Genomic DNA, 12,299 nt, shown 5'->3' with positions numbered 1-12,299 from the left:
GCCACCCCGGGAGACGTCGTGCGCGGCTTCGTCCGGTTCGTCGGCGAGATCCTCCTGACGGCCGGTCTGCTCATGCTCTTCTACGCGGGGTACGAGGTCTACGGCTCCCAGTGGGAGACCGACCGCGAGCAGCAGGGCCTGGCGGACGGGCTGAACGAGGCGTGGGCGGCCACGGCGGAGGAGTCCGGGCCGGACTCCGAACCTCTGCCCGGCAGCGCCGACAGCCGCCTCTACATCCCCAGCCTCGACCTGGACTGGGTCGTGGTCAACGGCACCACCCCCGACGACATCCGCTACAGCCCCGGCCACTACACCGAGTACCCCAGCAGCGCCGGCGGCGCGGGCAACTACGCGATCGCCGCCCACCGGACCCCGGGCCTGTTCTGGGACATGGACCTGCTGGACGACGGTGACGTGCTGGTCCTGGAGGACGGGGAGAACTTCTACACGTACGAGGTCTTCCAGGAGGAGACGGTCCTGCCCACCGACGTGTGGGTGATCGAGCCGGACCCGTTCGACGACGTCGAGGGGGCGGGCGAGGGGGAGCCCGAGCGGTCCCTGATCACGCTGACCACCTGTGCGCCGAAGCTGAACAACACGCACCGGCTCATCGTCTGGGGTGAGCTGGTCGAGACCACGCCCAAGTCCGAGGGGATGCCCGACTCGATCGCGCACATGGCCCCCGAGACCGCCGAGGCCGAGTAGGGGTAACGCGAATGTACGGTCTGATCTGGCGCATCCTGCCCGGCCCCTGGGCCTCCAAGTTCATCATGGCGGTCGGCCTCCTGGCCGGCGCCGCGGCGCTCCTGTGGTTCTTCGCCTTCCCGGCGATCTCCCCGCACATGCCGTTCAACGACGGCGCGGTCGACACCCAGGGCGTCGGCGCGGGCGGGGAGGCGGGCACGGGCGAGGTCTCCGGGGACCCCGGGGCCGAAGGGCTTTCCGGGGACGAGGGGGCGTCCGGGGCGGAGGCCCCCGGGGGAGGGGGCTGACCTCCGCCCGTGTCCGGCCGCGGGCCGGACACGGGGCCCGCGCCGCCCCCGGGCGGTTCGGGGGCGCGGCGCGGACGTGTGGGCGGCGCCACTGGCGGGGCTCCCGGTCCGGTCCGCCACGACCGCTAACCTCTAGCAGGTGAGCAACGGGGGACGGTTCTGAGAATGACGGTGACGCAGACCACTACGGAGGACCGCCTGCGCGGGCTCCGCGCTTGGCAGCGGGAGGCGTTCGAGGAGTACTTCCGCCGGGAGCCGCGCGACTTCCTCGCCGTGGCGACCCCCGGTGCGGGCAAGACGACCTTCGCGCTCACCCTGGCCACGGAACTCCTCCACCGGCACGCGGTGAGGGCCATCACCATCGTGTGCCCCACCGAGCACCTCAAGAAGCAGTGGGCCGAGGCCGCCGCCCGGTTCGGCATCGCCATCGACCCCGACTTCAAGAACGGCCAGGGGGCGCTCGGCCGCCAGTACATCGGGGTGGCCGTCACCTACGCGCAGGTCGCCGCGCACCCGATGCTGCACCGCAACCGCACCGAGGCGCGCAAGACCCTCGTGATCTTCGACGAGGTCCACCACGCGGGCGACGCCCTCTCCTGGGGCGACGCCGCGCGCGAGGCCTTCGACCCGGCGACCAAGCGGCTCTCGCTCACCGGCACCCCCTTCCGCTCCGACATCAACCCCATCCCCTTCGTGGACTACGTCCCCGACGCCGCGGGGGTGCGCCGCTGCTCGTGGGACTACAACTACGGGTACGGCCCGGCCCTGGAGGACGGGGTCGTGCGCCCCGTCATCTTCATGGCCTACTCGGGGGAGATGCGCTGGCGCACCCGCGCCGGGGACGAACTCGCGGCCCGGCTCGGGGAGCCCCTCACCCAGGACGCCCTCTCCCAGGCCTGGCGCGCCGCGCTGGACCCCAAGGGCGACTGGATCAAGCGCGTGCTCCAGGCCGCGGACCGGCGCCTGACCGAGGTCCGCAAGACGCACCCCGACGCGGGCGGCCTGGTCATCGCCACCGACCACGAGAACGCCCGCGCCTACTCGCGCATCATCCGGCAGATCACCGGCAAGGGCGCGACCGTGGTGCTCTCGGACGACCCCACGGCCTCCCGGAAGATCTCCCGTTTCGCCGTGGGCGACGACCGGTGGATGGTCGCGGTGCGCATGGTGTCGGAGGGGGTCGACGTGCCCCGGCTGATGGTCGGCGTGTACGCCACCTCCACCAGCACGGCCCTGTTCTTCGCGCAGGCCATCGGCCGCTTCGTGCGCGTGCGCCAGCGGGGCGAGGTGGCGTCGGTGTTCCTGCCCTCGGTGCCGACCCTGCTGGAGTACGCGGGGGAGATGGAGCGCGAGCGCGACCACGTGCTGGACAAGCCGCCGCCCGGTGACGACGAGTACCCGGAGGAGGACCTCCTCAAGGAGGCCAACCGCAAGCGGGACAGCCCGGACGCCGGTGAGGAGCTGCCGTTCGAGACGATGGAGTCGGCGGCCGAGTTCGACCGCGCCCTCTACGACGGGGCCGAGTACGGCGGTGTCCCGGGCTCCTCCGAGGAGGAGGACTTCCTGGGGCTGCCGGGCCTGCTCGACCCGCAACAGGTCTCCCAGCTCCTGCGCAAGCGCAAGGCCGACCTCCGTGCGGGTGAGCGCAAAGCGAAGAAGGACGACCCGGCCGAGGAGGAGGGCCCCACCCACGAGGTCGTGGCGGAGCTGCGCCGCGAGCTCAGCGGGCTGGTGGGCGCATGGCACCACCGGACGGGCAAGCCGCACGGGGTCATCCACAACGAGCTGCGCCGCGCGTGCGGGGGACCGCCGGTGGCGCAGGCCTCCCCGACCCAGATCCGCGAGCGGATCGCCAAGCTCCGCACCTGGGCGGTCGGGGGCAAGTAGTCCCGGTTGTCCCGAAAAGGGCAAACACTTCGTCAGTGTGCGCACGGCCGCTGTGCGGAACGTGCCTGTTTGATTACATTTCGTGATGTGAATCGACGAAGCTCTCGCGGTGGCACAGCCGCGCTCTGGACCGGACTGCTCATGTGCGGTCTCGCTCTGACCGGAACGGTCGCGGGCCTGCCGCCCGACCCCGTCGGGGCCGAGACCGCCCGCACCCTGGCCCCGGGGGAGGAGGGCGCCCTCCTGGAGGAGTGCCCGCCGGGTCCCGCCGGCCCGGCCGCCCGGGTGAGCGATCCCGACGCGGCGGCGCCCGAGGGCGGGGAGCTCACCCCGCAGCAGGCCGAGGACTACGACAGGCGGTTCCGCGAGGCCCTCGTGCCCCTGCGCGGCCAGGAGATCCAGGCGCCCCGGAGTGTGCCGGTCGTGGTGCACGTCATCTCCGCCGAGGACGGCCGGGGCGACGTCCCGCAGGCCCGTGTCGAGGACCAGATCGAGGTCCTCAACACCGCTTTCTCGGGCGGCTACGCGACGGAAGGCGCCGACACCGGTTTCCGCTTCGAGCTGACCGAGACCACCCGCACGGTGGACGACACCTGGTTCACCCGGTTCGACGAGCACCGCGACACGATCCGGGCCGAGCTGCACCGGGGCGGCGCCGGGACGCTCAACGTCTACACGGCCCAACTGGGGACGGGGCTGCTCGGGTACTCCTCCTTCCCGCAGGACTACGAGGCGGCGCCAGACCAGGACGGGGTCGTGCTCTCCCACGACACCCTGCCGGGCGGAGGCCGCGACGGCTTCGACCTCGGCCACACCGGCACCCACGAGGTCGGCCACTGGCTGGGGCTGTTCCACACGTTCCAGAACGGGTGCGCCTCGCCCGGCGACTACGTGGACGACACCCCCTACGAGCGCGAGGCGGCGTCCGGCTGCCCGGTCGGCAGGGACTCCTGCCCCCGCCAGAGGGGCGACGACCCCGTCACCAACTTCATGAACTACAGCGACGACGGCTGCATGACCCACTTCACCGAGGGCCAGGCCCGGCGCATCGTCGAGCACTGGGCGGCCTTCCGCTCCTGATCCGGCGGTCCCGGCGACCGCGTCCGGGAGCCCGGGGCACGCGCCCCGGGCCCCCGGACGCCGCGTCGGACCGGAGGGGGAGGGCCCGGGTCCGGGGACGGCCGCCGGGAGGACCTGTACGGGGGAGCGCCCCCGGACGCCGCTAGGCTGAGGGCATGGCAGCGAACACCTACCTGACCGGCATCAAGCCCACCGGGGAATTCCACCTGGGCAACTACGTCGGCGCGATCAAGCCCGCCCTGGCCGCGGCCCGTGAGTACGACACGTACTACTTCGTCGCGGACTACCACGCGCTCAACACCGTCAAGGACGCGGCCGAGCTCCGCCACAGCATCCGGTCGGGCGCTGCCACCTGGCTCGCGTGCGGCCTCGACCCCGAGCGCACGGTCGTCTACCAGCAGTCCAAGGTCCCCGAGACCTTCGAGCTCACCACCATCCTGAGCGCCCTCACCCCCAAGGGCCTCATGAACCGCGCGCACGCCTACAAGGCCGCGCGGGACCGCAACACCGCCGCCGGCAACAGCGACCTGGACGCCGGGATCAACATGGGGCTGTACAACTACCCCATCCTCATGGCCGCCGACATCCTGGTCATGGAGGGCACGCACGTGCCGGTCGGCCGCGACCAGTCCCAGCACATCGAGTACACGGCCGACATCGCCGGGTACTTCAACCACCGCTTCGGCGAGGGGTACGCCTTCCCGGTCCCCAAGGGCGTCATCGACGAGGGCGACGGCAGCATCCTGCCCGGCACCGACGGCCGCAAGATGAGCAAGTCCTACGACAACCACATCCCGCTGTTCCTGCCGGAGAACAAGCTCAAGAAGGCCATCCGCCGCATCCCGACCGACTCCACCCCGGTGGAGGACCCCAAGGACGCCGACGGCTCGGTGCCCTTCCAGCTCCTGGCCCACTTCGCCGACGCGGACAAGGTCGCCGACGTCCGGCGGCGGCTGGAGGCCGGCGGCATGGGCTGGGGCGAGCTCAAGAACGAGCTGTTCGAGGCGGTCAACGCAGAACTCGGCCCCAAGCGGGAGCGCTACGACCAGCTGATGGACGACCCCTCCCAGATCGACGCGATCCTGGAGGCCGGCTCCGCGCGCGCCCGCGAGCGTGCGCGCGCCACGATCGACCGGGTGCGCGCCGCTGTCGGCGTCGCCTGACCCGCGACGGACACGTGGGCGGCCCGCCGCCCACGTGTCCCGTCCCGCCGAGGGCCCGGTCCCTCCCCGCCCCGTGCGTCAGCCCACCAGCGGCTCGCCCTCCAGCTCCACCCCGGCCGCGCGCAGCCGCTCCAGCGCGGTCGCCACGGTGTCCCCGGACACGCCGGCGGTGAGCCCGAGCAGTACCCGCGTGCGCAGGCCCTCGGCGGCCGCGTCCATCGCCGTCGCCCGCACGCAGTGGTCGGTGGCGATCCCCACGACGTCCACCTCGTCCACCCCCCGCTCGCGCAGCCAGTCGGCCAGCCGGGTCGTCCCGTCCCCCGCGGTCCCCTCGAAACCGCTGTAGGCCGCCGTGTACAGCCCCTTGCTGAACACCTCCTCGGCCAGCGAGGCGTCGAACTCCGGGTGGAACTCGGCCCCCGGAGTCCCCGCCTCGCAGTGCCGGGGCCAGCTGTCCACGAAGTCCGGGTCCTCGGAGAAGTGCGCGCCCGGGTCGATGTGGTAGTCGCGGGTCGCCACCACGTGGTCGTAGGAGCCGGCGTTGGCCCGGGCGTGGTCGGTGACGGCGGTCGCCGTACGCACACCGCCCGTCACGCCCAGGCTCCCGCCCTCGCAGAAGTCGTTCTGGATGTCCACCACGATGAGTGCCCTGGTCATCCCGGCACCCCTTTCTCGCGTCTGTCGGTCAGGTCTCGGAACTCAGGGGCCGGCCCCCCGGAACGTCTCAGTGGAAGACCGTCGGCAGCGCGGCCTCGCCCCGCGACATCCGCAGCGCCTGCTCGGGAAGCTCGGCGACCGTCGCGCGGTGCCGCTCCCTCGCCTCGTGGACGCTCTCGTGCCCCACCACGACGCCCTCGGACACCAGGGGCCGCAGCAGCGGACGCAACCCCACTCCCGAGGACGGGTCGTGGGGGAACACCTCCTCCGCCACAGCGGTCCCCTTGTCGTCCAGGCGCCGCGACGCCCACTTGCGGCCGCCCCGGCTGGGCTTGCCCACCGAACGCTTGGCCACCGGTTCCAGAGGTGCGTCCGGCTCCAGGCCGCGGGCCCGCGCCACCAGCTTGTACACGAGGGACACCGTCGGCGCCCCCGACCCCGTCACCAGAGAGGTACCCACCCCGTAACCGTTCACGGGCGCCACGGCCAGGGCCAGGATCGAGTACTCGTCCAGGTCGCCGGTCACCACGATGCGGGTCCCTGTCGCGCCGAGGGCGTCCAGCTGCGCGCGCACCCGGGAGGCGGTCGCGCCGAGGTCGCCGGAGTCGATGCGCACGGCGCCCAGTTCCGGGCCGGCCAGTTCCACGGCGGTGGCCACCGCCCGCTCCACGTCGAACGTGTCCACGAGCAGTGTCGTCCCCGTGCCCATGGACTCCAACTGGGCCTTGAACGCGTGCCTCTCGCTGTCGTGCAGCAGCGTGAACGCGTGCGCCGCGGTGCCACCGGTCGGCACCCCGTAGGAGCGCCCCGCCTCGAGGTTGGAGGAGGTCGCGAACCCGCCCACGTACGCGGCGCGCGCCGCCGCGACGGCCGACCGCTCGTGCGTGCGGCGCGAGCCCATCTCGATCAGGGGGCGGTCGCCCGCCGCGGCCGACATCCGGCTGGCGGCGGAGGCGATGGCGCTGTCGTGGTTGTACACCGACAGCGCCAGGGTCTCCAGGATCACGGCCTCGGCGAACGTGCCCTCGACCACGAGGATCGGGGAGCCGGGGAAGTACGCCTCCCCCTCGCCGTAGCCCCACACGTTGCCGGAGAACCGGTAGTCGGCCAGCCACGCGAGCGTGCGGTCGTCCACCACCCCGTTGTCGGACAGGAAGTCCAGTTCCCCGGTGTCGAACCTGAACCTCTCCAGGAGTTCGAGGAAGCGGCCGGTCCCGGAGACGATCCCGTACCGCCGCCCCTCGGGGAGGCGCCGGGCGAACATCTCGAACACCGACCGACGCGGGGCGGCGCCGCTGTGCAGGGCCCCCTGGAGCATCGTCAGTTCGTAGTGGTCGGTGAGCAGCGCGCTGCTGCTGTCGTCGCTCATGGGCACGAGCCTAATCCGTGTGCGATGGGCCACGGAGGCCGCCCCACCAGCCCCGGAACGGCGGGGCTTCCCGGGTCCGCTAACAATACCCATTCGGTTGGTAGGGAACAGGATGCGGGTACCCTGGTCGCATGCTGAGGATTGATCGCTCGATCTACGACAGGATCGTCTCCCACGCCCGCCGCGACCACCCGGACGAGGCGTGCGGCGTCGTGGCCGGACCCGAGAAGTCCGACCGCCCCGAGCGGTTCATCGAGATGGCCAACGCGGAGCGGTCACCGACCTTCTACCGGTTCGACTCCCTCGAACAGCTCAAGGTCTGGCGGGAGATGGACGACCGGGACGAGGAGCCCGTCGTGATCTACCACTCCCACACCGCCACCGAGGCCTACCCCTCGCGCACCGACATCTCCTACGCGTCCGAGCCCGGCGCGCACTACGTGCTCGTCTCCACCCGTGAGCCGGACACCGTCGAGTTCCGCTCCTACCGGATCGTCGACGGCGAGGTCACCGAGGAGCCGGTGGAGATCACCGGCTCCGGCGCCGACCAGTAGGCGCAGCGTCCCGCCGGCCCCCGCCACGGAATGGCCGCGGGACGTCCCCTGTTGGGAATGAACGCACACCAACCACCGCGAAGGAAGACACTCTTCATGGCCATCGAGGTCCGCATCCCCACCATCCTGCGCAACCTGACCGACGACGCCAAGGTCGTCGAGGGGTCCGGCGCCACCCTCGAAGAGCTGTTCACCGACCTGGACGGCCGCTACCCGGGCATCGGCGAGCGCCTGGTGGAGGACGGCAAGCTGCGCCGCTTCATCAACGTGTACCTCAACGACGAGGACGTCCGTTTCGTCGGCGGCCTGAAGGCGGAGCTCTCCGACGGCGACAGCGTCACCGTCCTGCCGGCCGTCGCCGGCGGAAGCCGCTAGGCCGGGCATGCGCTACGACTCCCTGCTCGACTCCCTCGGGGGCACGCCGCTCGTCGGCCTGCCCAGCCTCTCGCCCTCGCCCCGGGTCCGGCTCTGGGCCAAGCTGGAGGACCGCAACCCCACGGGCTCGATCAAGGACCGCACCGCGTTCTTCATGATCGAGCAGGCCGAGAAGGACGGCCTGCTGTCCCCCGGCTGCACCATCCTGGAGCCGACCTCGGGGAACACCGGCATCTCGCTGGCGATGGTCGCCAAGCTGCGCGGCTACCGCATGGTCTGCGTCATGCCGGAGAACACGTCGGCGGAGCGCAGGCAGCTGCTCGCCATGTGGGGGGCCGAGGTCCACTACTCCGAGGCGGCGGGCGGGTCCAACGAGGCCGTCCGCGTCGCCAAGGAGATGGCGAAGGAGCACCCGGACTGGGTGATGCTCTACCAGTACGGCAACCCGGCGAACGCGCGGGCCCACTACGAGTCCACGGGCCCCGAGATCCTCGCCGACCTGCCGGGGATCACCCACTTCGTGGCCGGTCTCGGCACGACCGGGACCCTCATGGGGGTGGGGCGCTACCTGCGCGAGCAGCGGCCCGACGTCCGGATCGTCGCGGCCGAGCCCCGGTACGGCGAGCTGGTGTACGGGCTGCGCAACCTCGACGAGGGCTTCGTCCCGGAACTGTACGACGAGTCGGTGCTCACCACCCGCTTCTCGGTTCCGGCCGAGGCGGCGCTCCGGCGCACCCGCGAGCTCCTCGACCGGGAGGGCATCTTCGCCGGGATCTCCACGGGCGGGGCCCTGCACGCCGCGCTGGGCGTGGCCGCGAAGGCGGAGAGGGCGGGCGAACGCGCCGACATCGCGTTCGTGATCGCCGACGCGGGGTGGAAGTACCTGTCCACCGGCGCCTACGAGGGCACCCTGGAGGAGGCCGAGGAGCGGCTCGACGGCCAGCTCTGGGCCTGAGGCGCGCGACGCCTCCCGGCCGCCGGCCCGGAAGGCGGCGAGGGCCGGCACCCACGATGGGTGCCGGCCCTCTTGCTGTTCTGAACACGCCCGAAACACGCCCTGAACAAACAAGACAGAACGCGTCAAAGTGTGTGAAAAATTCACACGTGACCGAGGTCGCGTGAGACGCGGGCCACATTTTGTACCACCCGGGCGGGCATTGGGGTAGACCCGTAACAACGGGACATCCGCAGAACCAGCCGCCATCCGCACTCCTCATCACACGCCGGGGGTGCCACGGACGCCGCGCGGCCCATCGAGAAGGCGACGACGACGTGCGACTCACGATTATCGGGTCCTCGGGGAGCTTCCCCGGGCCGGACAGCCCGGCCTCCTGTTACATGCTGGAGGCGGACGGCTACCGCCTCCTGCTCGACATGGGCAACGGCGCGCTCGGAGCACTCCAGCGGTACATCGACATCTACTCCGTCGACGCCGTCTACCTCAGCCACCTGCACGCCGACCACTGCTTCGACCTGTGCTCCTACTGGGTGGCGAGGATGTTCCACCCCGAGGGCGCCAAGCCCCGCATCCCGGTCTACGGCCCCAGGGGCGTGGCCGACCGCGTCGCGGAGGCGTACGGGCTCGAACCGGACCCGGGCATGACCGAGGTCTTCGACTTCCACGAACTCGTGCCCGGCGCCCTGGAGATCGGCCCCTTCACCGCCCGGGTCGACTACGTCAACCACCCGGTGGAGGCCTTCGGCATCCGCCTGGAGCACGGCGGCGCGTCCATGGCCTACTCGGGGGACACCGGAGTCTGCGACTCACTGGTCGAACTCGCGACGGACACCGACCTGTTCCTGTGTGAGGCGGCCTTCCAGGACCACCTGGAACACCCCAAGGACATGCACCTGACGGGCAGCGAGGCGGGCGACCACGCCAACCGCGCGAGGGCCCGCGAACTGCTCCTCACCCACCTCGTGCCGTGGAACGACGACGAGGTCACCCTCGCCGAGGCCAGCTCCACCTTCGCGGGGCCCATCGGCCTGGCCCGCAGCGGCCAGGTGCACGCGATCGGTGGCTGACCGGCCGGCCGAACGTGGCGTACGCCTCCACCGGAGGGGCAGTTGTGCCCACCAGCACCGCCGGACCCTCCTCGGATATACGCTCTTGGCATGGCCCGACCTGACGGACGCGTTCCGACCCAACTCCGCCCCGTGACGATCACCCGCAACTGGCTGCGCCAGGCGGAGGGCTCCGCACTCATCGAGTTCGGGGACACCCGCGTACTGTGCGCCGCCACAGTCGAGGACGGGGTCCCCCGCTGGCGCCGGGGCACCGGCGAGGGGTGGGTCACCGCCGAGTACGCGATGCTGCCCCGTGCCACCGACACCCGCGGGGCGCGGGAGTCGGTCCGCGGGAAGATCGGCGGCCGCACCCACGAGATCTCCCGCCTGATCGGCCGCTCCCTGCGCGCCGTCGTGGACTTCAAGGCGATGGGCGAGCACACCATCACCCTGGACTGCGATGTCCTCCAGGCCGACGGGGGGACCCGCACCGCCGCCATCACCGGCGCGTACGTGGCGCTGGCCGACGCCATGAAGTACCTGCGCAAGCGCCGCAAGCTCAAGAACAACCCGCTGACCGGCTCCCTGTCGGCCGTCAGTGTCGGCGTGGTCCAGGGCCAGCCCAGGCTGGACCTGAACTATTTGGAGGACTCGGTCGCCCAGACCGACATGAACGTCGTCCTCACCGGGGACGGCAGGTTCGTCGAGGTGCAGGGGACCGCCGAGGGTGAGCCGTTCGACCGGGACCTCCTCAACCAGCTGCTCGACCTCGCGGCCTCCGGCTGCGAGGAACTGACCGCGATCCAGAAGAAGGCACTGGCCGAGTGACCCCGATGAACAGCGTCGGCACCCGTATCGGCGGTGTCCCCGGAGGAGGGGGAACCGTGAAGCTCGTACTGGCCACACGCAACGCCAAGAAGGTTCCGGAGATGCGCGCGATCCTGGCCGAGGCCGGCCTGGACGCGGAGGTGCTGTCGCTCGACGCCTTCCCGGACGCGCCCGAGGTGCCCGAGACGGAGCCCTCGTTCATCGGGAACGCCCTGCTCAAGGCGCGTGCGATCGCCGCGCACACGGGGCTCCCCGCCGTCGCCGACGACTCCGGACTGGCCGTCGACGAGCTGAGGGGGATGCCCGGGGTGCTCTCCGCCCGCTGGGCGGGCCGCTTCGGAGAGGGGGACCAGGACCGGGCCAACCTCGACCTCGTCCTCGACCAGCTGGCGGACACTCCGGCCGAGCGCCGCGGCGGCGAGTTCGTGTGCGCGGCCGTGCTGGTGATGCCCGACGGGACCGAGGTGGTCGCCGAGGGGGTGCTCCGCGGCAGGCTCGCGCGCGAGCGCCGGGGGGACCACGGATTCGGGTACGACCCGGTCTTCATCCCCGAGGGGGAGACGCGCACCACGGCGGAGCTCACCCCGGAGGAGAAGAACGCGATCAGCCACCGGGGGATCGCCTTCCGGCAGCTGGCGAAGGACCTGGCGGACATGGTCTGACCCGCGCCGTTCCGGTGCGGACGAGGGGCGGCGCCCGGGCTCCCGGCCCGTGCGCCGCCTCCGTCGTCGCGGGGCCGCTGTCGGGAAGCGGGATCCTCCGCGGAAAAAACTCGGTCCCGCGTGTTTGGCCGCGGGCGTGCAGGGGCAGGACAGTCCTTGCCTGACAAGCAAGCCGTTGAGAGACACACGATCCCGAGGATCGGGTGGTCCGGCAGGCGCGGATCAGCGGGCGGGCCCGACGGGCCGGCCGACGCGGAGCGCTCGTGGACATCGGGTTCCCCCCGTGCACGGGTCGGTTTGACGCCGCCGGGGTAGTTGCCTACACTCGATCGAGTCGCTGCGGGACGGCGAGGATCCTTCTTCGGATCACTCGGAACCGGGCCGCGATCTGACAATCCTCCTCCTGAGTGCCGTGGTCCGAGCATGTGCTCGGAGCATGTAGGCTCAGGGAGTTGCCTCGAAAGAGGCAAAACCGGGTTCTTTATCCCGATCAGGTGCGCAGAAAACCTCAGGGTTGGGAAGCGCAAAAGCGAAAAGCCGCCGATTTGGCGGGGCGCGGAACACCTGATAAAGTAAAGACACAACAAAGCGGAAACGCAGACGCCTTCCACGGAAGAGCAGACGGCCGAGCAGGCCGGCGCTTGTACGGGAAGGGCGGTTGTTTCTTGAGAACTCAACAGCGCGTGTTTGATTTTCTTTAAGCCATGTTTGTTTTGGCCCCGTCA

Annotated in this window: 14 protein-coding genes; 11 read left to right on the top strand and 3 right to left on the bottom strand. The window is 71.3% G+C overall.

Annotation, left to right across the window (positions count from 1 at the left end):
• Window positions 1-18: 18 nt before the first annotated feature.
• The 5 genes from ACIRPH_RS23565 to ACIRPH_RS23545 all read left to right on the top strand — a co-directional run bounded on the left by ACIRPH_RS23565 (window position 19) and on the right by ACIRPH_RS23545 (window position 5,122).
• Window positions 19-705, top strand: coding sequence for a class E sortase (locus ACIRPH_RS23565; RefSeq protein WP_402917880.1), 687 nt, complete (start codon window positions 19-21; stop codon window positions 703-705).
• An 11-nt stretch (window positions 706-716) separates the two neighbouring features.
• Window positions 717-992: a hypothetical protein gene (locus ACIRPH_RS23560; protein ID WP_402917877.1), complete on the top strand. Its 276-nt coding sequence runs from the start codon at window positions 717-719 to the stop codon at window positions 990-992.
• A gap of 165 nt (window positions 993-1,157) precedes the next feature.
• Complete coding sequence (locus ACIRPH_RS23555) at window positions 1,158-2,879, top strand: DEAD/DEAH box helicase (RefSeq protein ID WP_402917874.1); 1,722 nt, start codon at window positions 1,158-1,160, stop codon at window positions 2,877-2,879.
• 141 nt (window positions 2,880-3,020) lie between these two features.
• Window positions 3,021-3,959: a zinc metalloprotease gene (locus ACIRPH_RS23550; protein ID WP_402918588.1), complete on the top strand. Its 939-nt coding sequence runs from the start codon at window positions 3,021-3,023 to the stop codon at window positions 3,957-3,959.
• 155 nt (window positions 3,960-4,114) lie between these two features.
• The gene (locus ACIRPH_RS23545) at window positions 4,115-5,122 is read left to right on the top strand and encodes a tryptophan--tRNA ligase (RefSeq protein ID WP_402917871.1); all 1,008 of its coding nucleotides are present in this window, start codon (window positions 4,115-4,117) and stop codon (window positions 5,120-5,122) included.
• A gap of 78 nt (window positions 5,123-5,200) precedes the next feature.
• On the opposite strand, the gene ACIRPH_RS23540 is transcribed toward ACIRPH_RS23545, so the two are convergent.
• Together ACIRPH_RS23540 and ACIRPH_RS23535 are read right to left on the bottom strand one after the other, a co-directional pair.
• Window positions 5,201-5,779, bottom strand: a complete 579-nt coding sequence (locus ACIRPH_RS23540) for a nicotinamidase (protein ID WP_402917869.1) — start codon at window positions 5,777-5,779, stop codon at window positions 5,201-5,203.
• A gap of 67 nt (window positions 5,780-5,846) precedes the next feature.
• The gene (locus ACIRPH_RS23535) at window positions 5,847-7,148 is read right to left on the bottom strand and encodes a nicotinate phosphoribosyltransferase (RefSeq protein ID WP_402917866.1); all 1,302 of its coding nucleotides are present in this window, start codon (window positions 7,146-7,148) and stop codon (window positions 5,847-5,849) included.
• A gap of 131 nt (window positions 7,149-7,279) precedes the next feature.
• Between ACIRPH_RS23535 and ACIRPH_RS23530 the strand changes: the two genes are divergently transcribed.
• From ACIRPH_RS23530 to rdgB, 6 genes are all read left to right on the top strand, one after another.
• Window positions 7,280-7,702, top strand: coding sequence for a Mov34/MPN/PAD-1 family protein (locus tag ACIRPH_RS23530; protein ID WP_402917863.1), 423 nt, complete (start codon window positions 7,280-7,282; stop codon window positions 7,700-7,702).
• Window positions 7,703-7,798: 96 nt separating this feature from the next.
• Window positions 7,799-8,077 carry a MoaD/ThiS family protein gene (locus tag ACIRPH_RS23525; RefSeq protein ID WP_267946297.1) on the top strand — a complete coding sequence of 93 codons (279 nt, stop codon included), beginning with the start codon at window positions 7,799-7,801 and terminating at the stop codon, window positions 8,075-8,077.
• Window positions 8,078-8,084: 7 nt separating this feature from the next.
• Window positions 8,085-9,032 (top strand): PLP-dependent cysteine synthase family protein, encoded by a 948-nt coding sequence (locus tag ACIRPH_RS23520; RefSeq protein ID WP_402917859.1) that lies wholly within the window; start codon window positions 8,085-8,087, stop codon window positions 9,030-9,032.
• Window positions 9,033-9,349: 317 nt separating this feature from the next.
• Entirely contained in the window at window positions 9,350-10,102 is a 753-nt protein-coding gene (locus ACIRPH_RS23515) for an MBL fold metallo-hydrolase (RefSeq protein WP_267946295.1), read from the top strand.
• Window positions 10,103-10,192: 90 nt separating this feature from the next.
• The gene (gene rph / locus ACIRPH_RS23510; protein ID WP_402917854.1) at window positions 10,193-10,912 is read left to right on the top strand and encodes a ribonuclease PH; all 720 of its coding nucleotides are present in this window, start codon (window positions 10,193-10,195) and stop codon (window positions 10,910-10,912) included.
• A gap of 56 nt (window positions 10,913-10,968) precedes the next feature.
• Entirely contained in the window at window positions 10,969-11,574 is a 606-nt protein-coding gene (gene rdgB / locus ACIRPH_RS23505; RefSeq protein ID WP_355011103.1) for an RdgB/HAM1 family non-canonical purine NTP pyrophosphatase, read from the top strand.
• Window positions 11,575-12,018: 444 nt separating this feature from the next.
• Here rdgB and ACIRPH_RS23500 read toward each other — a convergent pair.
• Window positions 12,019-12,299, bottom strand: a 281-nt coding sequence (locus tag ACIRPH_RS23500) for a hypothetical protein (protein WP_402917850.1), incomplete at its 5' end; no start/stop codon positions are given.

It is taken from the genome of Nocardiopsis sp. NPDC101807 (assembly GCF_044766605.1).
GTDB classification, from domain to species: domain Bacteria; phylum Actinomycetota; class Actinomycetes; order Streptosporangiales; family Streptosporangiaceae; genus Nocardiopsis; species Nocardiopsis tropica.
Note: the sequence above shows the minus strand (reverse complement) of the source record. Positions and strands in the feature narration are given on the sequence as shown.